Consider the following 23,321-nt stretch of genomic DNA (forward strand, 5'->3'; position numbering starts at 1 on the left):
ATACTCCTGACGGAGGGCAGATGATTTCAGAGACGAAAAGTTCCGGTGAGCCGGCCCCCTTGCCGCGCCCGGTCCAGCCGCCGGAACGCAGCCACCCCGCAACCCTCCGGGAAGTCGCGGAGGCCGCCGGGGTCTCCACCGCCACCGTCTCCCTGGTGGTGAACAGAAAAAAAGGGGCTCGGATCGCGGAAGAAACCCGCCAGCGCGTGAAGGACGCCATCCGGGCGCTCGGCTACCGCCCCAACGCGATGGCCAAGAACCTGGTCAGCGGCACCTCACGCTTCATCGGCCTGGTGGCGGACGGCGTCGCCACCACCCCGTTCGCCGGCCAGATCATCCACGGCGCCCAGGATGAGGCCTGGAAGCACGGGTACGCGTTGCTGATCGCCAACACCGAAGGCAACACCGAGCTTGAGCAGGACGCAATCGCCATGATGCTTGAGTACAAGGTGCGCGGCATCCTCTACTCCACCTGGTTCCACAGGGCCACCAGCATCCCGGAATCGCTCCGCGAAGCGGAGTTTGTGCTGGTCAACTGCTTCTCGGAGGAACCCGGCACACGTGCGGTGGTCCCCGACGAGGAGCAGGGCGGCCGCTCAGCCACGGACATCCTGGTGGGCCACGGCCACCGCCGGATCGCCTTTATCAACGCCACCATCCCGGCTCCGGCCAAGGACGGCCGGCTGAAGGGATACCGCGATGCCCTGGCGGCTGCGGGCATCCCGTTCGATCCCGAGCTGGTGCTGGAGGCCTACCCGGACCAGGAGGGCGGCTACCGCGCCACGGCCGGGCTCCTGGCACGGGGCGCCACGGCCGTGTACTGCTACAACGACCGTATGGCCATGGGCCTCTATGACGGGCTGCGCGAACGCGGCCTGTCCATCCCCGACGACATGGCAGTGGTTGGTTTCGACAACCAGGAAGTGATCGCCGCGCACCTGCGCCCGCCGCTGTCCACGGTGTCCCTTCCCCACTACGAGCTGGGGGCCGCCGGCGTGCGGATCCTGCTGGGCATCGACGAAGCTCCGGCCGAGGCACCGACCAGGATCCACTGCCCACCGGTGGAACGCACTTCGGTGCGGGCGCAGGCCCACGCCTGACCGGACAGGAGACCAGCCAGATGCCAACCGCCGCCGCAGTCCTCGGCTCCGTTGTGGCCGCCGTGGACGCGGAAGGCCTGGGTGCCTACGGCGTCCACGTCCTGGTGGGTGACCACGCGGCACAGCACCGGTGGCGCAGTGATGACCGGGTCAATATCTACTCGGCGTCAAAAGGAGTGTGCGCGCTGGCCGTGGGCATGGCGGTCGACGGCGGCCTCCTGACCCTGGATTCCCGGGTGCCGGAACTGCTGCCGGGCATGGTCCTGGGGCCCGGCGTCGAACACGTCACCGTGGGGCACCTGCTGACAATGACCAGCGGCATCGATTTCGCGTGGTTCGGTCACGAGCCCGCTCCCTGGCCGGACCTCGGCCAGGAAATGCTGCGCAGGCCGGCCACCGGAACCGGAACCGCCTTCCAGTACTCGGATGCCAGCACCTACGTGGCAATGCGCCTGCTCGGCGCCGTGGTGGGCGATGTCCGCGACTGGCTCCAGCCGCGGCTGTTTGACCCGCTGGGCATCCACAATCCCCAGTGGCACCGCTGTCCGAAGGGGTGGATCGTCGGCGGTTCCGGACTGGAACTGCGCACGGAAGAACTCGCGCGGATCGCCCGGCTGCTCCGCGACGGCGGCCGGTGGGACGGACGCCACCTGGTCAGCTCCGCGTGGATCGAACGGATGCATTCCCACTGGGTGGACACCGGCGGCGGACCGCCCTACCAGCGGTACGGCCTGGCCGTCTGGGACGGCCCCGGCGGCAGCTGGCGGCTGGACGGCAAGTACGGCCAGTACGTCATCGTGGACGCAGCCCGGAACGCCGTCATCACCATTACCGCACACGAGGAAACCCGGGACCACAGGCTAGCGGAGATCGCGGCGCAGGCGCTCGGCGGCTGAGCCTGCGCCACCCGCAACGGACCGTCCGGACCCCAATTTCCGGAGATGCCTGACATATTTGACTCCTTACGGCGGCTCATGCAACGCGCGCAGGATTCTTAATGCAAGCGCTTACATTTTGTGATCGCTAACGCCGGAATTCCGCCGGGTAAAGAGGTTTGAACCCCTTCCGCAACTGTGCCTAGGGTGTTGACAGGCGCAGCACAGGGATTCCCCAGCCGCCTCTGCGAAGGGCACAACGACCCTTCACCCCACAACGAAGGCGTCCCGGCGGCAGCTCTTTGTCTTGGGGATGCCGGAGTTCTGGAACCGGGCACCAGCCCTTTCTTCCACCCATGGCAACAAACCCCCGAGAAGAGCATCATGCTTACGCACCCCAACAAACCCCACCGGCTCCGGAAACGGTCAGCCGCAGCGACACTGGTGGCGGCCTTCGCCGTCACCACGTTCCTCGCCGTACCGGCCGCCCAGGCCAACGAGCCGTCAGACCCGCCGGCAAGCCAGCAGATGCCGGCCCCGGCGCCGGGCTTCCCCCTCCCCACCGGGCATTCCCAGCAGGCGTTCGACCCGGCGTCGGACTTCACCTCCAAGTGGACCCGTGCCGACGCCAAGCAGATCATGGCGCAAAGCGACCCCGCGGTTGCCCCCGGCGTGAACTCCATGAGCCCTGACGTGACCATGCCGGAAATCCCCGAGGATTTCCCCACCATGAACGACGACGTCTGGGTGTGGGACACCTGGTCGCTGACCGACGAGAACGCCAACCAGATCAGCTACAAGGGCTGGGACGTCATTTTCTCGCTGGTGGCCGACCGGCACGCCGGGTACGGTTTCGACCAGCGCCACTGGAACGCCCGGATCGGGTACTTCTTCCGCAAAACCAATGCCGACCCGGCAGAAAAGTGGAACTACGGCGGCCACGTCTTCGCTGACGGCGCGTCGATCGGCAACACCGAATGGTCGGGCTCCACCCGCCTGATGCAGGGCAACCAGGTCAACGTCTTCTACACCGCCACCACGTTCTACGACGTGGCCGAGCGCAACGCGGGCGGCGGCGGCATCGCCCCGGATGCGGCGATCGCGAAGGCGCTGGGCAAAATTCACGCCGACAAGAACGGCGTCACGTTCGACGGCTTTGAACACACCAAGCTGCTGGAACCGGACGGCAAGATGTACCAGAACAAGGCGCAGAACCCCGGCTTCGCGTTCCGTGACCCGTACACCTTCGCCGACCCGGCGCACCCCGGCAAGACGTTTATGGTGTTCGAAGGAAACACCGGCGGCACCCGCGGCGACTACAAGTGCAAGGCTGAAGACCTGGGCTACCGCCCAGGTGACGCGCAGGCCGAATCGGTGGCTGAAGTCAACAGCGCCGGCGCCTACTTCCAGACCGCCAATGTGGGCCTGGCCGTGGCGGATAACAAGGACCTCACCAAGTGGTCGTTCCTGCCGCCCATCCTGTCCGCCAACTGCGTGAACGACCAGACTGAGCGCCCCCAGATCTTCATCCAGAATGAAGGCGGGAAAAACAAGTACTACCTCTTCACCATCAGCCACCAGTTCACGTACGCAGCCGGAATGCGCGGCCCCGACGGCGTGTACGGCTTCGTGGGCAACGGCATCCGCTCCGACTACCAGCCAATGAACAACAGCGGCCTGGCGCTTGGCTCCCCCACGGACCTGAACCTTCCGTCGGAATCCCCCGAGGCTCCCACGCCCAACCAGAACGGCCGGCAGTTCCAGGCGTACTCGCACTACGTCCAGCCCGGCGGCCTGGTGCAGTCGTTCATCGACAACGTCAACGGCGTGCGGGGCGGGTCCCTCTCCCCCACCGTCAAGATCAACTTCCGTGACGGCGTCTCACAAGTGGACCGCAGCTTCGGCAAAAACGGCCTGGGTCCCTTCGGCTACCTGCCCACCAACCTCAAAGTCGGCGGCAAGGGCCTCTACAAGTAAGCCTGCCCGGCGGACTGCTGCCTGACGCACCGGCCCGCACACCGGAAGGAGCGGGGACCCCCTCAAGGCGGCCCCGCTCCTTTGCCGGTACCGGCCTCAACCCGAACGGTCCCGATGCCCAAGAATTGGCTCCCCTCCCCCGCCACCGCCACGCGCAGCACCTGGCTGGCCGTGGCGCTGTCCCTCAGCATCCTGCTGGTGGGGCTGCTGGCATTCCTGCCCCGCACCGGGACACCTGATGCCGGCCAGGAAAGCGCCGAAACTGCCCTTGGGAGTGTCGCAGCAGCCCAGGCCGGCCTCAAAGCCTCCCGGGACGCCTACGGGACGTACTGGCTGGCGGGCGGCGACCGGACCCTGGAGGCCGGCGGCCCCGTCGACCCGGCCGGCGCGGAGGACCTGCGCAGCATCAGCTGCGCGGACGGCTGGGTCGCCGCGGCACGGACCAACGGCAGGTATTTTGTACGGTCCAGCGAAGACGGCACAACGCGCCAGGCAGTGGAACGGGAGATCAGCAGGCCTGACTGCATCACCCCCGAGGCAACGGCGGCGATGCTCGCCGATCTGGGCAAAACGGACCCACCGGCCACCCCCGCGGCTGTTCCGGAGCGTCCCGCCGGCGCGTCCCCGCACCGCCCGGCGTACCACATCACTCCCGGACAGGACTGGATGAACGATCCCCAGCGGCCCTTTTTCCTGGCCGGGCGCTGGCATTACTACTACCTCTACAACGCCGACTACCCGGAAGGCAACGGCACCGAGTGGTACCACCTCACCAGCACCGACCTGGTGACCTGGCAGGACGAGGGCGTTGCCATCCCCAAGTACAAAAATGGACTGGGCGACATTGAGACCGGCAGCACGGTGGTGGATTACAACAACACGGCCGGGTTCGGGGAGGGCGCCGTGATCGCCGTCCTGACGCAGCAGGACCAGGGCGTCCAGCGGCAGTCGCTGTTCCACTCAACCGACGGCGGCTACAGCTTCACCGCCTTTGACGCCAATCCCGTCATGGAAAATCCCGGTGAAACCCACTGGCGGGATCCCAAAATCATCCGGGACGAGGCCAACGGGCAATGGCTGATGACGTTGGCCGAGGGTGGAAAACTGGGCATCTACACCTCGACGGACCTCAAGTCCTGGCGGTACACCTCCAGCGTTGAACTGCCCGGCCTGGGCACGCTGGAATGCCCGGATCTTTTCCAGCTCGATCTCGACGGCGACCCAGCCAAAAGGACCTGGGTCCTGGCTGCCAGCGGCAACGGCGCCGGAGAAGGCGGCACCACCGGCGTGGCCTACTGGACCGGCGGCTGGGACGGGACCACTTTCACCCCCGCTGGCGACGGGCACCAGTGGCTGGATGCCGGCTCCGACTTCTACGCGGCCGTGACCTGGGACGACCCCCGGCTGACGGAAGGCCAGCGGATGCAGTCCCGCCAGGCCATCGGTTGGGTCAACAATTGGGATTACGCCCGGAAACTGCCCACCGCTGACTGGCACGGCGGAATGGACTCCATAGTCCGCGACCTCCGGCTCAAAACCGTCAGGGGCAAACCGACTCTGGTTTCCACGCCGGCCCGGGCGCTGGCCGGGCTTGAGGGCCCTCCCGTTACGTCGGGGCCGGCAGCCATCACCCCGGACGGAACGGCCGGCCTGCCCGCCGTGAACGGCAGCGCCTACCGGTTGGACCTGACCCTGGAAGCCGACGGCGGCCGCGAAACGGGTGCCGGCGACGCCACGGCACTGCTCCAACTTGGCCGCGGGGAGGCCGTCTACGCCACCATCGGCTACGACTTCGCCGCGGGGACGGCTTCCGTCAGCCGGAAACAGCCAGCCGACGGGACCAACCTGGGCCGGCTGTTCACGGAACGCCGGACCGCCCGGGCACCGGCCCGGGACGGCAGCGTGGACCTGACGGTTTTTGTGGACCATTCCTCCGTCGAGGTCTTTGTCAACGGAGGCGAACAGGCCCTGACGTCGCTGGTGTTTCCCGGGGCCGGCGTGGAGTCCATCAACCTTGTCTCCGACGGGCCGGGGCTGGCCCTCAGGAACGCACGCTACGCCCCGCTCGGCGCAGCCCGCTGACGCCGTCGGACTCCCGCAGCCGGCGCGGCCCTACGGAAGGTGCCGTTCCGCCGGGCCGTTGTATTCGCTCAGCGGCCGGATCAGCGAGTTTGATTCGAGCTGCTCCATGATGTGCGCGGTCCAGCCGGTGATCCTGCTGGCCACAAACAGCGGGGTGAAGGTGTGGGTGTCGAACCCCATGAGGTGGTACGTGGGCCCTGCCGGGTAATCCAGGTTCGGCTTGATCGCCTTGGCTTCGTCCATTGCCGTTTCCAGGCCCTGGTACAGCCCCAGCAGCTCGGGCCGGCCATAGTGCGCGATCATCTTGTCCAGGGCCGCCTTCATGGTGGGCACGCGCGAGTCCCCGTGCTTGTAGACGCGGTGGCCGAAGCCCATGACCTTCTTTTTTTGCGCCAGGGCGTCCTCCATCCACGCCTTGGCACGGGCAGCAGCCTCCTCGAGGGGTTCGTCCGGGCGGATGCCGATCTCGTCGAAGGTGTGCATCACGGCCTCGTTGGCGCCGCCGTGCAGCGCGCCCTTCAGCGCCCCGATGGCACCCGTCACGGCCGAATGCAGGTCCGCGAGGGTGGAGGTGATCACCCGGGCGGTGAAGGTGGAGGCATTGAAGGAGTGCTCCGCGTACAGGATCATCGAGACGTTGAACGCCTCCTCCACTTCGGGGACGGCTTCCTCGCCGAAGGTCATCCACAGGAAGTTCGCGGAGTAGCCCAGGTCATCGCGCGGTTCCACCACGTCCCGGCCGTGCCGGCGGCGCTGGTCGTAGGCCACCACCGCAGGCATGGCGGCGAAGAGGTCGATCGCTTTGGCCATGTTGGCCTCGCGGGACTGGTCCTCGGCCTGCGGGTGGCGGGCGCCCAGGACCGAGGCCGCCGTCCGGCAGACGTCCATGGGGTGTGCCGATTCGGGCAACGCGTCGATCACCTGCTTCACCACGGGGTCCAGGGCCCGGCCTGCTTTCTCCCGCGCCGTGAACTGCGCCAGCTGCTCCGCGCTAGGCAGTTCCCCGTTCCACAGCAGGTAGGCCACCTCCTCGAAACTGCATCGGGCGGCGAGTTCCTGGACCGGGTACCCGCGGTACAGCAGCGAGTTGGTGTCCGAGTTGACCGCAGAGACGGAGGTGTAGTCCACCACCACGCCGGCGAGGCCTTTTTTGATGTCCTGTTCAGCCATGCTGAAACTCCTTTGTTCCTGTCGCCTGTCGGATGCCGGCCGTGGCCGGCGGTGGGTGCGGGTCAGTGCTTCCCGGGCACCTGGAAATTGAAGACCCCCGAGTCGAACCGGTTGTAGCCCTCATAGTCCACGAGGTCGTACAGCCGTGCACGGGTCAGCATGGCGCCAACCTGTGCTTCCTGCGTTCCGTCCGCCTTGATCGAGTCCAGCGTACGCTCGGCAGCGCCCATGGCACTACGGAGCAGGGTCACCGGATAAATGACCATGTTCACGCCCACGCCCTGGAGCTGGGTGGTGGTGAAGAGCTCGCTTTTGCCGAATTCGGTCATATTGGCCAGGATGGGCACGTCCACGGCGTCCCGGATGGCCTGGAACTCGGCCAGCGTGGCCATCGCTTCGGGGAAGATCGCGTCCGCACCGGCGTCCACCAGGGCTTTGGCGCGGTCCTGCGCGGCCGCAAGTCCATCAACGGCCCGGATGTCCGTGCGGGCCATGATTAGGAAATCGGGGTCCCGGCGGGAGTCCGCCGCGGCCCGGATGCGTTTGGCGGCGGTGTCCAGGTCCACCACGTTCTTCCCGTCCAGGTGCCCGCAGCGCTTGGGGTTGAACTGGTCCTCGATGTGCAGTCCGGCCAGGCCGGCGTTTTCGATCTCCTGGACCGTGCGGGCCACGTTCATGGGCTCACCAAAGCCGGTGTCAGCGTCCACGATCGCGGGCAGGTCCGTCATCCGGGCAATCTGGCCGGCGCGCGTGGCCACTTCCGTGAGGGTGGTCAGGCCGATGTCCGGCAGGCCCAGGTCGTTGGCCAGGACGGCCCCGGAGATGTAGACGCCCTCGAATCCCTTTTCTTCAATCAGCCTGGCCGAGAGCGGGTTGAACGCGCCGGGGAACTGCGCGATGGTATCCGCCGCGAGGAGCTCCCGGAACCGGATCCGTTTCTGTTCGGGGGTCACAGCCGAGTACAGCATTTAGAACAGTCCCTTGGGTGCGCCGGCGGGGTTGATGATCCCCGGTGCTGCCTCGATGTTCAGCTGGTCCAGTTCGCCGGCAGCCAGTTCGGGCAGGCGTTCGACGGCGGCGAGGAACCTGTCGATTTCGGCCTCCTCAACGAGCCCGGCGGCAAGGGTACGGAACTTGTGCACGTACTGCTCGCGGGCGAAAGGCCGGGCGCCGAGCGGGTGGGCGTCGGCCACGGCGATCTGGTCAGTGATGACCGTGCCGTCGTTCAGGGTGATCTCCACGGAACCGCCGAAGGCTTTCTCATTGATATCCAGCGAGTGGTAGCGCCGGGTCCACTCCGGGTCTTCCTCGGTGGACACCTTGTGCCAGAGTTCCACGGTGTCCGGCCGGGCGGCGCGTTCGGGGGCGTAGGAATCAACGTGATGCCAGGACCCGTCCTGCAGGGCCACAGTGAAGATGTACGGGATGGAGTGGTCAAGGGTTTCCCGCGAGGCCGTTGGGGAGTACTTCTGGGGATCGTTGGCGCCGGAGCCGATCACGTAGTGCGTGTGGTGGCTGGTTTTGATGAGCACGGAGGCCACGTTGGCGGGGTCGGTGGCCTCGGGGTGTTCGCGGTTCAGTTTCCGGGCAAGGTCGATCCAGGCCTGGGCCTGGTACTCGGCGGAATGTTCCTTGGTGTACGTGTCCAGGATGGCGCGCTTCGCTTCTCCGGGTACCGGCAGCGGGACCGTGTAGGAGGCGTCCGGTCCGTCCAGCAGCCAGGCGATCACACCGTCCTCGCCCTCGTAGATGGGCACCGGCGACGTCTGGCCGCGCATGGACCTGTCCACCGCCTCGACGGCCATTTTGCCGGCGAACGCCGGGGCGTGCGCCTTCCAGGTGGAAATTTCGCCCTTGCGGGATTGCCGGGTGGCAGTGGTGGTGTGCAGGCCCTGACCCACGGACTGGAAGATGGTCTCCACATCCAGGCCCAGGAGGGTGCCGATCCCGGCGGCCGCCGACGGGCCGAGGTGCGCCACGTGGTCGATCTTGTGCTTGTGCAGGCAAATGGCCTTCACCAGGTTCACCTGGATCTCATAGCCGGTGGCGATCGCCCTGACCAGGTCACGGCCGGAGGAGCCCACGTGCTGGCCCACGGCCAGGATCGGCGGGATGTTGTCCCCCGGGTGGGAATAGTCCGCTGCGAGGAACGTGTCGTGGTAGTCCAGTTCGCGGACCGCAACGCCGTTGGCCCACGCCGCCCATTCCGGGGAAACACGTTCCGCAATGCCAAACACCCTGGCGCCCTTCCCGCCCGTACTGGGGCCGTGCGTGAGCGCCTGCGCCCTGGCCGCGACGATAGGGGCCCGGTTCAGCGACGCGATGGCCACCGAGGCATTGTCGATGATCCGGTTGATCACCATCTCCGTCACCTCCGCGCTTACCTCGACGGGATCAGCTGCAACCACGGCGATCTTGTGCGCCAGCTGATCCTCGCGGGCAAGGTTTTCCTCGCTCCGGTAAACCCGGACGTGATGCTCCTGAACCATGGGACTCCTTCTAGGACGTGTGGGTTGCTTTGATGTGCGTAAGGCTGCGGTGCAGATGAAGTGTTACTGCTGCCGAGGCCAGGTGCGCATTGCGGTCCGCAATGGCCTCGGCAATGGCGGCGTGTTCCGCCGCGGCGGCGGTCAGCCGGCCGGCGTCGTCGGCCGCGAGCCGGCGGATCCGGACCAGGTGGACCCTAAGGCCCTGCATGGCCTGGGCCAAATAGGCGTTGGCAATGGCGGCATCAATGGCGGTATCCAGCCTGCCCACCAACGTGTAGTACCCGGCCAGCTCAAGCACGTCACCGGAGATCAGCAGTGGAGCGGCCAGCAGCTCTTCCTGCAGGCCGCGGAAGACGGCTGGATCCCCGCGTTCGGCGGCAAGCGCCGCCGCCCGGCATTCAAGGGTTTCGCGCAGCTCAAAGAGTTCGTCGATGGCCGCCAGCGGAACGCCCGTGACCACCAGTCCCCGCCCGCCGGGTGCGGCCAGGCCTTCGGCGGCCAACCGGCGCAGCGCCTCGCGCAGCGGGGTACGGGAGACGCCCAAACGCTCGGCCTGCTCCACCTCGGCGAGGACGGTACCGGGAGGCAGCCGCCCGTCGAGGATGTCCCCCCGCAGGCCGGTATAGGCCCTTTCGCTTGCACGCATATCCTCAGTGTATACACAGCGACCATCAGCAGCGAGGGAATCCGTCAATCACGCCACCTGTGTATACAAATTGAGGTTTATTCGATGGCCGCGGTGGATTCGCGGACCAGCAGCCGGGTGGCGAGCTCAACCCGGCGCGAATCGGGGACCTCGCCCTTGACCTGGCGGAGGACCACCCGGAGTGCGGCCCGGCCGATCTCGCGCAGGGGCTGGGCAACGGTGGTCAGCGCCGGTACCGACTCCGCGCCCTGGCGGATTCCGTCAAAGCCCACCACGCTGAGGTCCTCAGGCACCCGGAGCTGCCGGCGCAGCGCCTCGGACATCACTCCGAGGGCGATCGTGTCGCTGGCGGCGAAAACGGCTGTGGGGCGTGGCTCCAGCCGGAGCAGTTCACCCAGCCGCCTGGCGCCGTCGTCGGTCCTGAAGCTGCCGGGGATGATCAGGCGGCCATCCACCGCCACCCCGGCCGCCCGCAGGGCAGCCAGGTACCCGTGCAGCCTGGCCTGGTTGCACTCCATGGATTCCGGACCGCTGAGGAACGCGATCCGCCGGTGGCCCAGGCCCAGCAGGTGGCTGGTGGCATCCTTGGCTCCCGTCCAGTCCGTCGAGCCGATGCTTACCACCTCGTCCGGCGGCGGATTGAGTGGATCGATGACCACTACGGGAACCCCGCGCCGGTGGAATGCGTCCAGTGGACCGTTGCCGAAGGCTGACGTCACCAGGATCAGGCCGGTCCGCCCCTGGTCCACAATGCGCTGGGCTCGCTGTTCCGGATTCAAGGGCCGGGAGCCGCCGGCGCCGATGGCAGTGACCAGCACCTCCACACCCTGGTCCGCGGCGCAGCCAAGGATTCCGGTGACCACCTCAGCCGTGTAGGCGGAGTTGAGCGAATCGAGCACCACTTCCACCACGGGAACGTCTGCCAGGGCGCGCCGCTGCTGCACCGGAGACCTGTAGCCGGTGCGGTCCAGCACTGCCAGGACCCTGGCACGGGTCGCGGCGGAAACGTCTGGCCTGCCGTTGATGACCTTGGAGACGGTGGAGGCCGACGCTCCCGCTTCATGGGCCAGCTGCGCCAGAGTCCACTTCGATTGCTCTTCCGCCATGACCAACCTTTCGAAAACATTCGCTGCTCAAATGAAGAAGACGTCCGTGGCATTGACCGGTTCAGCTTATTGGTAATAGATTTCAATAAGAGAAAAGCGTACATCTTTTCGAAATGTTTCGAAACCTGAGTCAACGAGGACCTATGACCACTCCATCCCCGCTGCGTGTTGGCATGGTGGGCTACGCCTTTATGGGTGCCGCCCACTCACACGCCTGGCGCACCGCCCCCCGCTTTTTCGACCTGCCGCTCCGGCCCGAACTGACAGCAGTCGCCGGCCGGAGCGCAGCCTCGGTCGAAGCCGCCGCAGCCAAAATGGGCTGGGCTTCGGTGGAAACTGACTGGCAGCGGCTGCTGGAGCGCGACGACATTGACCTGATCGATATCTGCACCCCCGGCGATACGCACGCCGAGATTGCCATCGCCGCCCTGTCCGCCGGCAAGCACGTGCTGTGCGAGAAGCCCCTCGCCAATACGGTGGCCGAGGCTGAACAAATGACGGCGGCTGCTGCGGCCGCGGCCCGGAACGGCATCTTCGCCATGTGCGGGTTCACCTACCGCAGGACCCCTGCCCTCGCGCTGGCCCGGCGTATGGTGGCCGAAGGCAGGCTGGGTACCATCCGGCACGTCCGGGCGCAGTACCTTCAGGATTGGCTCAGCGATGCGAACGCCCCCATGACCTGGCGGCTGGACAAGTCGAAGTCAGGCTCCGGCGCACTCGGGGACATTGGCGCCCACATTGTCGACGCCGCGCAGTGGATCCTGGGCCGCCACATCACCGGGGTGTCAGCGCTGCTGGAGACGTTCGTCCCGGACCGTCCGCTCGGCGGAGACCTCGTGGGGCTCGGTGGCCACGGCAATACGGCGGCCGAGGGACCGCGGGGAACCGTCACGGTGGACGACGCCGCGATCTTCACGGCACGGTTCGACGGCGGGCCGGTGGGCGTCTTTGAGGCCACCCGGATGGCACTGGGCCGCAAGAACGCGATGCGGCTTGAATTCAACGGCACCAAGGGCTCGTTGGCCTTCGACTTCGAGGACAACAACGTCCTGTCCTATTACGACGCCGCCGAAGGCCCGGATGCCGGGTTCCGCCGGATCATCGTTACCGAGCCCGAGCACCCTTACGTGGGTAACTGGTGGCCCACGGGCCATGGGCTGGGCTACGAACACGGCTTCACGCACCAGGTGGTGGACCTGGTCACCGCCCTTGCGGCCGGTCAGCAGCCCGAGCCCTCCTTCGCCGACGCACTCCAGGTGCAGCGCGTCCTGGCTGCTGTGGAGGCCAGCGCCGAAGCGTCGTCGCAATGGCACAGCGTCTGAACTAACCCACCAGCAATCCCGACAGATACATGCAGTTAGAGGAATATTAATGACCGGCAGCAAAAATGCGCTTGTGGTCCGCGGCGGCTGGGACGGCCACCAGCCCGTCGAAGCCACGGAGCTCTTCATCCCGTTCCTGGAAGAAAACGGCTACACCGTGCGCGTGGAGGAATCAGCCAAAATATATGCCGATCCGGAATACATGGCCAGGGTGGACCTGATCGTCCAGTGCATGACCATGTCCACCATTGAGCATGATGAGTTTAGGGGACTCCGGGCGGCCGTCGAAAGCGGCACCGGACTGGCCGGCTGGCACGGCGGCATCGCCGATTCCTACCGGAACACCTCGGACTACCTGCACCTGATCGGGGGCCAATTCGCCTGCCATCCTGGCAAGCACGCCGACGAACTCAAGGGTGAGCAGGCGGACAATTACGTGCCGTATACGGTGAACATGCTCCCCGCGGCTGCTGGACACCCCATCACCGAGGGCATCGCCGATTTTGAGCTCGAAACCGAGCAGTACTGGGTCCTCTCGGACGATTACATCGACGTACTGGCCACCACCACTCAGAAGGCCCGGTCCTGGGACCCTTGGCAGCGGGAAGTGACCTCCCCCGCCATCTGGACCCGGCAATGGGGTGCCGGCAGGATCTTCGTCAGCACACCGGGTCACCGCGTGGAAGTCCTCCAGGACACCAACGTCCGGACCATCATTGAAAGGGGCATGCTGTGGGCAAGCCGTTGAACATCGGAATGGTGGGCTGCGGCGCGATCAGCACCCAGTACCTGGCCACCTTCACCAAGGACGACTCGATCCGCCTGGTGGCCGTGGCGGATATCGATCCTGCCCGCGCACAGGCGGTGGCCGATGCCCACCCGGGCGTCCGCGCCGTCGGGGTCGGGGAACTCCTGGCGGATCCCGCGGTGGATGTGGTGCTGAACCTGACCATCCCCGCCGTCCACGCCGAGGTGGCGCTCCAAGCCATTGCCGCCGGTAAGGGCGTCTACGGCGAGAAGCCGCTGGCGGCAACCCTGGCCGAGGCCAAGGATGTCCTGGCCGCGGCAGATGCGGCCGGCGTTGTGGTGGGCTGCGCGCCGGACACCGTCCTGGGCACGGGCATCCAGACGGCGCGGAAAGCGATCGACGACGGCCGGATCGGCCGGCCGGTGTCGGCCACGGCCATGATGGCAACGCCGGGACACGAATCCTGGCATCCGAATCCGGATTTCTACTACCAGCCCGGCGGCGGGCCGCTCCTGGACATGGGCCCGTACTACGTCAGTGCATTGGTGAACCTGCTGGGCCCGGTGGTGTCAGTGACCGGCGCCGCCAGCCGGACCCGGACCGAGCGCATCATCGGCTCAGGCGCCCGCGAAGGCGAGGTGATTCCGGTGGCCGTTGACTCGCACGTCGCAGCCATGCTGACCCACGCCGATGGTGCCATCTCCACCCTGGTGATGAGCTTCGACGCCGTGCGCACCAAGGCGCCCAACCTCGAAATCCACGGCGAGCGCGGCTCGCTGGTGGTCCCGGATCCCAACCGGTTCGACGGCGATGTTGAGCTTTTCGCGCTGGGCGCCGCCGGCTGGGAGGTGCTTCCGGTCTCAGCAGGCTTTGTGGACGCAGGACGGGGCGCCGGCCTGGCGGACCTCGCCGCCACCCCGCCCGGCAGCGAGCCGCGGGCAGGCGGCCGGCTGGCCTACCATGTCCTGGATGTTATGGAGTCGGTCCTGGTGGCCGCCGGGACGGGCAGGACCGTGGCCATTGAAAGCACCGCGGCGCGGCCAGCCCTGGTTCCCTTGACGGTCCCGGAGCCTGCGGTCAGCTGAGGCCGCGGTGGTCGCTGCGGGCAATCCGGTTCCGGCCCAGCGACTTGGCCGTGTACAACGCCGCGTCCGCTGTGACGATCACGTCGTCGATGTCCGCGGTACCGGCGTCGTACGTTGAAATGCCGTAGCTCACGGTGGGCATCACCATGCCGTCCACCGTGGGCGAGGCGGCCAGCCGGCGGCTGATTTCCCCGGCGATCAGCTCCGCCCGTTCGGCGCTGGCACCGGGGATAAGGATGACAAACTCCTCGCCGCCGTAACGCCCCGCCAGGTCGGTGGTCCGCACGGTATCCGTGCAGGCGGTGGCGAAGGCCTTCAGCGCGACATCCCCGGCCGCGTGCCCAAAGGTGTCGTTGACCGCTTTGAAGTGGTCCAGGTCGGCCAGGATCAAGGCACCGGAGCCTCCCGTGATGGCCCGGTCGGACAGCTGTTCAGCGGCCAGGTCCAGGAAGGCCTTCCGGTTCAAGAGGCCGGTCAGGTCGTCGCGGGTGGCCACCACGCGCAGGGCCCGGGTCTGCTGTTCGCTGCTGAGGGCGGCCATGCTGAAGGAGACCACCACCAGGAGCACCATGGTGATCATGGTGGTCACGGCTGAGCCGAAGATGGTGGTGAAGGTGGGGCCGTTCTGGCCTTCCAGCAGGAAGGCCACCCAGCGGAGGAAGTAAAACAGGGCCAGCCCGCCCGCAGCCGTGGCCATGGGGATCCGGACGCGGGAGTAGCCCGGTTCAAGGCGCCACAGTTCTCGGGAGCCCAGGCCGATGGTCAGGGCCATGGCAAACAGGAACACGGGGCCGCCTGACCACACGTTGGTGGCAGGGTTGTCCAGGACGGAGGCCACCAGGGTGACCACGGGGATTGCCGCGAAGGCCCACTTGTTCGGGGCAGCTGTCCGGAGCGAACGGGCCCCGGCCCACACGGCCACGCCGCCGTGCACCAGCAGGGTGTTGCCCAACGGATTGGCCCAGACCTGGTGGGCGGTGCCGTCCAGCAGGAAGCACGCCGAGCCCGCCAGGAAAAACAGCAGGGCCACGCACCACCAGCCACTGTACGGCGAGCGCGTCACCCGGTAGGCGGAGAAGTAAAAAAGCACAACGAGGGCCAGCGCCATTATGCCGAATGAGAGCCGGAGGGTCTCCGTATCCAAAACCATGTCTTCGAGGTCCCCCAAACTCCGCCCGCCCGTGCCCCCAGTATGGCACTGCACACGTTCCGGGAAAGACCGGGCCACGGCCAAAGGATTCGCCCAGCGCAGCGGCATCCTGGGCCTGATGGCCCTGTCCCTGGATGACCTGAACGAGCTCAGCGCAGTCCAGCCGCTGAACGCCAAGGAAATCGAGACGGTAGCCGGGTTCAACACCCCACCGGACTGGAAGCCGAAACTGAACGCTGACGGGACCCCGGCGGCCCCTCCCGGCGCCGGAAAAATGCTGTTGAAGGTTCCCGGCCGGGTCGGCATCCCGGTGCAGATGACCCTGACCGACATAGAGAAAAAGCACCACAACACCGACGAACGCAGCAACCGCGTCGTCGCCAAGGATGCGGAGGCCCCCTGATGGGAGCACCAACCAGAGCGCGGTACCTCCGCGAGAAAAACCGCATGTCAATGATCGGGGCGGCCATCCTGATCAGTGTGCTGGCCTCCGTGGTGGCCGGAATCAGCGTCGGCGGGTTCTACGCCACGGCAACCTGGGCCGGGCCTCAGAAAGTCATCCAGGAGCTCTTAAAAGGTCCGCGTGAGTTCTCCGGGGTGTACATCGCCGGGATGGGCACCGTCGCGGCACTGATAGCGGCCACCCTTGTAGGCGGGTTCCTCCTGGCCCGCAAAGCCTCACCCAAGTCCTCCTGGGTGGACCCGGCAGCCCGGCACATGGCCTCCTTCAAAGAGGTCAAATCCCTTTCGGCGAAAGCCACGGTCGCGGATAACCGGAAGATGAAATGCCAGGCTGACGGCTGGCCCGGGTTCGAGCTCGGCAAGATCGTCCCCACCACCCAGCCGCTGTACGCGAACGCTGAACTGGTCGGCCTGATCTTCGCAGGCCCCCGCGCCGGCAAATCCGCCTCCTACGCTGTCCCGTTCATCCTCGAAGCTCCCGGTGCGGTCATGGTCACCGAGAACAAACGGTTCCTCACCGACGCCACCCGTGATGTGCGGGCGGGGAACGGCGGGGACATCTGGGTTTTTGATCCCCAGCGGATTGTCGGGGAAGCACCCACCTGGTGGTGGAATTCCCTCTCAATGGTCCACGACGCGGCCAGCGCCTGGACCCTCGCTGACACGTTCGCCAAAGCCGAAATGGAAGCCGTGGGCGAGAAGGGATTCCAGTTCTTCGAACTCCGCGCCACGCAGCTGCTGCGCGGGTTCTTCCTCGCAGCCGCGGTGAAGGGCCTGCCCCTGTCCACGGTGCAGGAATGGATTTCAGACCGGGACGTGCGCGAACCCGAATCGATCGCGATCCTGAACGAAACCCGCCACGTCGAAGTCCTGAACCAGCTGGCCAGCATCTTCTCCCCGGACTCCCTGCCCGAACGCTCCGGTGTGTTCTCCACCGCCCAGATCATGACCGAATGCCTGACAAGCCACGCAATCGCGCGGTGGGTCAACCCCGTAGAAGGTGACGAAGTCGCCTTCTACGGGGGTTCCCGGCTCGGTGTACCGGGGACGCCGGCACTTCAACCCGGCAGAGTTCGTCCGGGGCAAAGACACGCTCTATTCACTGTCCAAGGACTCAGCCGGCGGCGGCCGCGCCCTGGTCACGGCCATGGCCGTGGCCGTCCTGGAAGCCGCCGTCGAGTACGCCACCGAATGCCCCGGCGGACGGATGCCGGTCCCGCTCTCGGCCATCCTGGACGAAGCGGCCAATGTCTGCCGCTGGTCCAAACTCCCCAAGGAATACTCCCACTTTGGCTCCCGTGGAATCCTCGTGGCCACCATCTTGCAGTCCTACTCCCAAGGCGAATCCGTGTGGGGCGAAAAAGGCATGGAAGCGCTCTACCAAGCAGCCAACTGGGTCCTGTACCTCGGCGGGAACAAGCCCGGCCCGTTCCTGTCCAAAACCTCAGAAGCGGTTGGGGATTACTACTACACCACCCCCGGTTCACCCGGATCCAAAAACGCACCCCGCGGCCCGGCACAAGAACACCGGGACCGCATCTTCGATGTGGCCGAGCTCGCCGCCTTGCCCAAGGGAAGGGGCATCCTGCTCACCGGCCAGAACCGGGCGGCCCTGGTCAAGTCCACCCCCTGGATGTGGACCAAACACAAAGAAGCCCTCGAAGCGTCCCTTCGCTCCCGCGACCCCCAGGCCGAAACGACCATCCATAACGCGGTCACCGAAGCCGAGCCAATCCGCCGCAACCCTGACACCACCCCGGTGCCGGCATGACCGACGCCATTGCACAGGACGGCCAGTTCCCGGAAGATCACCTTCCGGGAATCGGTCTGCTCTTCGATGGCACCGACCCAGGGCAGGACGCGGCTGCCGAGCCGCCGGCCACCAGTGCCAGTGGTACTCCCGCGCCAGTCCCTGCCCCTGAACCCGCCGTTATTGTGGAGGAATCCGAGGAGGCTCCTGAGCCTGCTTTCCGTACCGTCTATGACTTCTATGAAGGGGTCTACGGGCCCCTGTATGAGCACTACGATTCAAGCCCCGGCGTACTCGCCCAACGCGGCACCACAGCCATCCGATGGTGCCGGCAATGGTGGAACCACGAATCCGTCATGATGCGCCTAACCGCCCTATGGCAGGCCTACGAAGTCGCCTACGCCGAAGGCGGCGGAGCCATGAGCACCTGGATGCTCGACCACGCAGACCGCCACTTCGACCGGATCATGACCGAAGGCGGACCCCTCTCCGAATGCCGCTCAAACCACGACCACCAAATGACCCGCTACCCCACCGACCCACTCCCCGAAGGCAACAACCTCGACGCAACCACCGTTCCGTAGCGGGCGTAGCGGACCTAAAGCTTCAGCCGTCCGGATAGTGTTTCAAGGTGAACACTTTCAACGCCCAGCCGAAGCCACGGGTACTTTTCGAAGCAGTCCCCAAAGAGAAAATCGATGAACTCGTTCGATTGGTACCCAGTTACAAAATCATTAATGTAAACGAAGATGTGCATGAGACTGAGTACGACATCCTGGTTACTTTTGCATACGATGCTGGGACGCGTGCAAAGCATCTTCACGTTCTCTCTTTCGGGGCCATTATGGGTACGCCCTCAGATAAGTACCTTTTTGACCGAAAGACTGAGACCCTCGCTAACGAGGTGACAATTAGTTCTGGTGTCCAATCGCCAATCGCTGCACTACTGAAAAAAACCGTGATCCCCCACATCCCTGAGGGTCCAAAAAACATCTGGCAAGTCTTGTTCGTTGAGGATCGTGAGTGGCAACACGTGGACACAGACGATTTGCGCGGACAGTGTTCCCCCTTGCTCCATCTGGGCAAGGAAAAGTTTGTCTACGCTTATCGCAACCGGCGTGATGGCAGCAAGGGCGGCCTGCAAGTGGCCTTGCCGGAAATCACGCGGGAACCCGCTGAGTGGTTACGGCTATTTCTCGATCTGGTGGCTGAGATCGATCCGGTTAGTGTGCCCCCGGAAGCTGAGTGGAAGACCAGCGAACGATGGTCTCCTCCGGAGGTCGGCGGCTTCATCCGCGCCATACAAACGGTCAAGGATGAGCGCGAGAGGGCAATGTTTGAGTTCCACGCTCGGGAACAGGCTCTGAACGGTGATCTGAATCTTGCTGTCCAAAGGGCCGAGGCAGGACCTGGGCGACTGCTCACCGCCGACGGTGATGCACTGACAGCAGCTGTCCTGGAAGCACTCCAGGATCTGGGGTTCAGCGCTCAGGACATGGATGATCACCATGACGAAAAAACCGGTGCGAAACTTGAAGACCTCCGCGTGGACGACCCCTCCGAACCCGACTGGCATTGCCTGGCCGAAGTAAAGGGGTACACCAAAGGCGCCAAGGTAAATGACGTCTCCCAAATCACTGGACGCCCCGTTGCTGCGTTCACGAAAGAAACCGGCGACTACCCCTCAACCGTATGGCACATCGTGAATACGTGGCGGGGAAAACCACCGTCCACCCGCCCCGTTGCGATCCCAAACGACGATGACCTAAGACCGGTTACCGACGCGTCTGGTGCACTCATTGACACACGGGATTTATTCGAGGCGTGGAGGGATGTCCAAGACGGGAAAGTTGGGGCGGACGCTGTGCGAACATCAATGCGCTCCTCTCTAACCCGGTGGACCTATGACCCTTCACTTCTGCAAAATCAGTAATCTGGTCATTGGCGGGTTCACCGCAATGGGGCTATGCCGGGAGGCGAAATGGAACCGTACGAATGGCGAGATGCAGAAGTAAGCTTTCCCGATTTCCAGGGGACCGCGCAAATGGACAAGAAGATCACGGGCACGAGCGGGTTCACCCTTGCCGGCATAGATCAAGATAGATGGCTGGTCGTTGGTATAGACATCGGTGGCGGCGAAAACGGACATGCCATAAACGTTGTCGCCGTGGACAAAGATACCGTTCCCCAAAACACGAGCAACATCTTCGAATACTTGATCAACGAGTACGGCCACATCCCGGTAACAGATTTCAGGCTCCACGATGTAGACCCTTACGAGCTGTTGCAGAGCATTACGCATGGATTCGAGCTGAAGCTCAGAACCAGGCCCACCGTGGGCCGCCGCATCATGGTCACCGCCCTCGGCGACATCCCCGCGCAAGACTGACACCTACGCGAAAATGAGGCCCGCATACCACCTGGTTTGCGGGCCTCATTGCACATGTTTTTGATATCTATGGATGTTTTACGGCTGCGCCCGGGCAACGAGATCGGCCGCGAACAGTTGCACAAGATTTGCCGCCAGCGACACAGCTACTTGAGCTTCTTCAAAGCTGACATTGCCAGGCGCCGAGGGTTGCCCCCCGTGACGGTCATGCTGGCCATGCCAAAGCAGTTTCATCATCGTGAGTAACGCAACCGACGACGTCGCGGTTTGTGGTTCGCGAGCCATAGGAAGGCCCCAATCTCCCTGGTCCTCCATCTGCCTAATCAAAGTCCCCAAGGTCGCTCTACCGTTAGACGGGGCGACGAGAGGAACGGCAATATCTTCCACAGCCTTTATTGCAAGGGCATACGCACGGCTGGCATCAGGTGTGATCCCGTATAAGGATTCCCAAGCCTGAGCGAGACGTATACCGCTTTGCCCTGAGTCCCTCATCACGGCATCAGCGTTGATCTTGACTCCAAGCGGAACTCGCCGTACCAGACCGGGCCGTCCGAATCGCTCGCCAACCTCGTATAGAGACTTGCAACGTTTGAGAATGCCCTCCAAACTTTCAACGTTAACCTGCTTCTGGTGGGCAAGGATGTAGTCCGCAATACGAAGTGGATGCGTGTAGTTTTCAAGCACCTTCAGAGCCTGAAAACGTAGATGTTTGGCCCTTTCCGGAGAAGGACGCATAGTGTCCGAAAGCGGCGGAAGAGGAATTTGAAGTGTTTGAGCAAGTTCGGTTGTTAAGTCGATGTTGAGGCTTTGAACGCTTCCACTGCCATCGCTGTACCGTCGCTGCTTGCCGAGGCTCGACATGACCCACGCCCAGTAAGCACTCCTCATCCATTCCGGGACGCCATCATGGAGTGCGTCATAGGCTGCCACCTCATCGTCCGATTCGACGCCAAGGGGCACCCACTTTTCTTCCGTCATCACGCTCTTCCGTCTGAGTAAAAATTCATCATTCGAACCTACCTGTGGTTCAACTATTAGCGTCCTTTGGACTGATTCTTCGTCCGGACTTGTGCCTGGTTGTGGCTGGATCCGCGGGTTTTCCCGGCTTTGGCTCCCTTGCCGGCGGCGGCGTGCGTGATGGGGTACTTCTGGATCTTCTCGCCCTGCATACGGGCTCTGACGGCCTGTTCGGGGACACCAGCAGTGACCAGCTGGCTTTCCAGTGCTTCCCGGTGCTCCGCAGTGCCGTAGGCAGCTGTTGCTCTGTCGGCTGCGACGTTCCCTGATCGTTCGTGTGCCGCCCCTTGGTGAGCGGTGGCGTCAGCTTTCACATCCGCGTCAACAACCTCGGGGTGACGGGTCAGGAACTCGTCCCGGTACCACTCCTCTTCCAAGGCTCCGGGGCCGCTGCGGGCCACCCGGGCGGATTCATCCTTGGCCTGGTCCGAACGTGCATACTCGGCCACGGCCACCGCCTTATAGCCCTCGGCGTCTTTCCTGGCCTCCGTGGACCCGGCCGTATTTGGCTGGGCGAGGGCCTGTTCCGGGGTGCGTCCCTGACGCGTTAGGTACTCCTGGCGGCGCTGCTCTGCCTGGCGTTCGCGTTCCTCAGCACGGGCGGGCTCCCGGTTCTCGAACCGTTTTGCGCTGCAAGGAACTCCGGGTCAAAGGGACGGACCTGGGGTGAACCGGCAGCCAGCCAGTCCTTGACCAACTGTTCCTTAGCCTGGGGAGAGTTAGCCTGAACCTGGCCCAATACATGGTCCTGATAGTCGGGGCTTTGTTCCATGATCGCCCACCGCTGCGCGGCGGCCTGGACCGCTTCCGGGGCCTGCACGGCGGACCGTTCCCCGGCGTTCAGATCCATCCACGCTTGCCTGCCACCCTGCGCGACACAAACGCATTCGCGGCGCAGCAACCTCGCCCAGATAATCCAAATCCTCACGAATGAGGACTAGGTTTTGGTCATGACGTACATGTTCCGCGTTCGGTTCAAAGTCGGCCCAAATACTCGAATCGGCGCCCAGGTCACTGAACTGATACTGGGTGAAACCAATGAAGTGCGGGTCTTTCTAAGGTCTCGTGTTGAAGGGCAGTTGGTGAATGATGCCGACCAACTAGAAATGCGGGGAGAGGGCTATACAAGGGAGGCAGAAGCAGAGGCCGAGGGAAAGCGCTGGATCAGTGCACTCACCCTTGGAACGATCTCTGAACTCGTAGGCATCGAGTTCAGCGAACGCAGCGCGCCGAACTTCTTTACGCAGGCAGTACTGGAATGGGTCAAGCCTGCTAACCCCGACGCACAGGCCTACCCCGACATCACAGGACTCCAAGTAGTCCCCCAAAGCCCTCCGCCAGTTTTCGTCCGAGCCGAAGCCAACGGCATCGGATTCAAAAATGGCGATGCTATCGCTGCACACGCGCGGGAAACCTACGGTCAAGAAGCAGACCCTGATAAGCGCAGTCTCCTAGCGTGCGAAATGTACGCCGCTTCGCATTTCATGCCGTCCGACGACTCACGTTTTCTAATGTTGATGATTGCTGTCGAAGCATTAATCGAGACCGGAAACCGTTCAGCTGAACAGATGAACGCGATTGAGGGGCTGATCGATCATCTCGCTTCCCTGTCGCTCCCTGAGGGTGACCGGCAATCACTGGCACAAACACTTAATGGGTTGAAGAAGGAATCAATCAACTCGGCGGCTAAACGGCTTGCGGCCGTTCTAGGAAGCCAGCCGTATGGGGAAAAGTCACCAAAGCGGTTCTTCCGAGACTGCTACAACGCGCGAAGCGCCCTCGTGCACGGAAGCTTGGAGCGTCCCGCTGCCGAAACCATTCGTGAACTCATCTGGCCTTTGGAGTACTTCGTGCGGGACCTGGTCCTTAAACATAACGGAGTGGCCTGATCCAGCCGGCACGCATCTGTGTTCCATTTCCATGGAACTAGGACGATCCTGGTGGGACGCTCCC

At 64.6% G+C, this 23,321-nt stretch carries 22 protein-coding genes and 1 pseudogene; 14 read left to right on the forward strand and 9 right to left on the reverse strand.

Annotated elements, in window-relative coordinates:
• The first annotated feature begins 20 nt into the window (after positions 1–20).
• The 4 genes from ACU18_RS15235 to ACU18_RS15250 all read left to right on the forward strand — a co-directional run bounded on the left by ACU18_RS15235 (position 21) and on the right by ACU18_RS15250 (position 6,034).
• Positions 21–1,100: a LacI family DNA-binding transcriptional regulator gene (locus tag ACU18_RS15235; protein WP_082178362.1), complete on the forward strand. Its 1,080-nt coding sequence runs from the start codon at positions 21–23 to the stop codon at positions 1,098–1,100.
• A 20-nt stretch (positions 1,101–1,120) separates the two neighbouring features.
• Positions 1,121–1,996 carry a serine hydrolase domain-containing protein gene (locus ACU18_RS15240; RefSeq protein WP_050686880.1) on the forward strand — a complete coding sequence of 292 codons (876 nt, stop codon included), beginning with the start codon at positions 1,121–1,123 and terminating at the stop codon, positions 1,994–1,996.
• A 363-nt stretch (positions 1,997–2,359) separates the two neighbouring features.
• Entirely contained in the window at positions 2,360–3,952 is a 1,593-nt protein-coding gene (locus tag ACU18_RS15245) for a glycoside hydrolase family 68 protein (protein ID WP_050686882.1), read from the forward strand.
• Positions 3,953–4,066: 114 nt separating this feature from the next.
• Positions 4,067–6,034: a glycoside hydrolase family 32 protein gene (locus ACU18_RS15250; RefSeq protein ID WP_050686884.1), complete on the forward strand. Its 1,968-nt coding sequence runs from the start codon at positions 4,067–4,069 to the stop codon at positions 6,032–6,034.
• Positions 6,035–6,064: 30 nt separating this feature from the next.
• On the opposite strand, the gene ACU18_RS15255 is transcribed toward ACU18_RS15250, so the two are convergent.
• From ACU18_RS15255 to ACU18_RS15275, 5 genes are all read right to left on the reverse strand, one after another.
• Positions 6,065–7,204 carry a bifunctional 2-methylcitrate synthase/citrate synthase gene (locus ACU18_RS15255; protein ID WP_050686886.1) on the reverse strand — a complete coding sequence of 380 codons (1,140 nt, stop codon included), beginning with the start codon at positions 7,202–7,204 and terminating at the stop codon, positions 6,065–6,067.
• A 62-nt stretch (positions 7,205–7,266) separates the two neighbouring features.
• A complete protein-coding gene (prpB, locus tag ACU18_RS15260) occupies positions 7,267–8,172 on the reverse strand; it encodes a methylisocitrate lyase (RefSeq protein WP_050686888.1) in 906 nt (301 codons plus the stop codon).
• Positions 8,173–9,693, reverse strand: a complete 1,521-nt coding sequence (locus ACU18_RS15265) for an MmgE/PrpD family protein (protein ID WP_050686891.1) — start codon at positions 9,691–9,693, stop codon at positions 8,173–8,175.
• A gap of 10 nt (positions 9,694–9,703) precedes the next feature.
• Positions 9,704–10,339, reverse strand: coding sequence for a GntR family transcriptional regulator (locus ACU18_RS15270; RefSeq protein ID WP_050686893.1), 636 nt, complete (start codon positions 10,337–10,339; stop codon positions 9,704–9,706).
• Positions 10,340–10,416: 77 nt separating this feature from the next.
• Positions 10,417–11,445, reverse strand: coding sequence for a LacI family DNA-binding transcriptional regulator (locus tag ACU18_RS15275; RefSeq protein ID WP_050686895.1), 1,029 nt, complete (start codon positions 11,443–11,445; stop codon positions 10,417–10,419).
• A 143-nt stretch (positions 11,446–11,588) separates the two neighbouring features.
• Here ACU18_RS15275 and ACU18_RS15280 point away from each other — a divergent pair, with 143 nt between their 5' ends.
• Genes ACU18_RS15280 through ACU18_RS15290 form a run of 3 tightly spaced genes read left to right on the forward strand, consistent with a single transcriptional unit; the run spans position 11,589 to position 14,600 of the window.
• Entirely contained in the window at positions 11,589–12,767 is a 1,179-nt protein-coding gene (locus tag ACU18_RS15280; protein ID WP_050686897.1) for a Gfo/Idh/MocA family protein, read from the forward strand.
• A 49-nt stretch (positions 12,768–12,816) separates the two neighbouring features.
• Positions 12,817–13,515: a ThuA domain-containing protein gene (locus tag ACU18_RS15285; RefSeq protein WP_050686899.1), complete on the forward strand. Its 699-nt coding sequence runs from the start codon at positions 12,817–12,819 to the stop codon at positions 13,513–13,515.
• Positions 13,500–14,600 carry a Gfo/Idh/MocA family protein gene (locus ACU18_RS15290; RefSeq protein WP_231686103.1) on the forward strand — a complete coding sequence of 367 codons (1,101 nt, stop codon included), beginning with the start codon at positions 13,500–13,502 and terminating at the stop codon, positions 14,598–14,600. The genes ACU18_RS15285 and ACU18_RS15290 overlap by 16 nt, the downstream gene beginning before the upstream one ends.
• Here ACU18_RS15290 and ACU18_RS15295 read toward each other — a convergent pair.
• Positions 14,593–15,750 carry a GGDEF domain-containing protein gene (locus ACU18_RS15295; protein WP_050686901.1) on the reverse strand — a complete coding sequence of 386 codons (1,158 nt, stop codon included), beginning with the start codon at positions 15,748–15,750 and terminating at the stop codon, positions 14,593–14,595. The genes ACU18_RS15290 and ACU18_RS15295 overlap by 8 nt on opposite strands.
• A 31-nt stretch (positions 15,751–15,781) precedes the next feature.
• Between ACU18_RS15295 and ACU18_RS15300 the strand changes: the two genes are divergently transcribed.
• The 6 genes and pseudogenes from ACU18_RS15300 to ACU18_RS15335 all read left to right on the forward strand — a co-directional run bounded on the left by ACU18_RS15300 (position 15,782) and on the right by ACU18_RS15335 (position 20,351).
• Positions 15,782–16,153: a hypothetical protein gene (locus ACU18_RS15300; RefSeq protein ID WP_157407738.1), complete on the forward strand. Its 372-nt coding sequence runs from the start codon at positions 15,782–15,784 to the stop codon at positions 16,151–16,153.
• A 314-nt stretch (positions 16,154–16,467) separates the two neighbouring features.
• Positions 16,468–17,178: pseudogene (locus tag ACU18_RS20460) on the forward strand (type IV secretory system conjugative DNA transfer family protein); the annotation flags it as partial.
• A gap of 34 nt (positions 17,179–17,212) precedes the next feature.
• Entirely contained in the window at positions 17,213–17,983 is a 771-nt protein-coding gene (locus ACU18_RS15315; RefSeq protein ID WP_157407740.1) for a type IV secretory system conjugative DNA transfer family protein, read from the forward strand.
• Entirely contained in the window at positions 17,980–18,546 is a 567-nt protein-coding gene (locus ACU18_RS15320) for a DUF4913 domain-containing protein (protein WP_050686911.1), read from the forward strand. Before ACU18_RS15315 ends, ACU18_RS15320 begins: the two co-directional genes overlap by 4 nt.
• 47 nt (positions 18,547–18,593) lie before the next feature.
• The gene (locus ACU18_RS19720) at positions 18,594–19,895 is read left to right on the forward strand and encodes a hypothetical protein (RefSeq protein WP_157407742.1); all 1,302 of its coding nucleotides are present in this window, start codon (positions 18,594–18,596) and stop codon (positions 19,893–19,895) included.
• Between the two features lie 111 nt (positions 19,896–20,006).
• Positions 20,007–20,351: a hypothetical protein gene (locus tag ACU18_RS15335; protein ID WP_050686917.1), complete on the forward strand. Its 345-nt coding sequence runs from the start codon at positions 20,007–20,009 to the stop codon at positions 20,349–20,351.
• Positions 20,352–20,429: 78 nt separating this feature from the next.
• Here ACU18_RS15335 and ACU18_RS15340 read toward each other — a convergent pair whose 3' ends face one another.
• The 3 genes from ACU18_RS15340 to ACU18_RS15350 form a co-directional block, all read right to left on the reverse strand.
• The gene (locus tag ACU18_RS15340; RefSeq protein ID WP_050686919.1) at positions 20,430–21,329 is read right to left on the reverse strand and encodes a hypothetical protein; all 900 of its coding nucleotides are present in this window, start codon (positions 21,327–21,329) and stop codon (positions 20,430–20,432) included.
• Between the two features lie 56 nt (positions 21,330–21,385).
• Complete coding sequence (locus tag ACU18_RS15345) at positions 21,386–21,817, reverse strand: hypothetical protein (RefSeq protein ID WP_157407744.1); 432 nt, start codon at positions 21,815–21,817, stop codon at positions 21,386–21,388.
• Between the two features lie 98 nt (positions 21,818–21,915).
• Positions 21,916–22,218 carry a hypothetical protein gene (locus ACU18_RS15350; RefSeq protein WP_050686922.1) on the reverse strand — a complete coding sequence of 101 codons (303 nt, stop codon included), beginning with the start codon at positions 22,216–22,218 and terminating at the stop codon, positions 21,916–21,918.
• Positions 22,219–22,318: 100 nt separating this feature from the next.
• Here ACU18_RS15350 and ACU18_RS15355 point away from each other — a divergent pair, with 100 nt between their 5' ends.
• The gene (locus ACU18_RS15355) at positions 22,319–23,257 is read left to right on the forward strand and encodes a hypothetical protein (protein WP_157407746.1); all 939 of its coding nucleotides are present in this window, start codon (positions 22,319–22,321) and stop codon (positions 23,255–23,257) included.
• Positions 23,258–23,321: the final 64 nt, after the last annotated feature.

Origin of the sequence: Arthrobacter sp. ZBG10 (genome assembly GCF_001238605.1) — a bacterium.
In the GTDB taxonomy this organism is placed as follows: domain Bacteria; phylum Actinomycetota; class Actinomycetes; order Actinomycetales; family Micrococcaceae; genus Arthrobacter.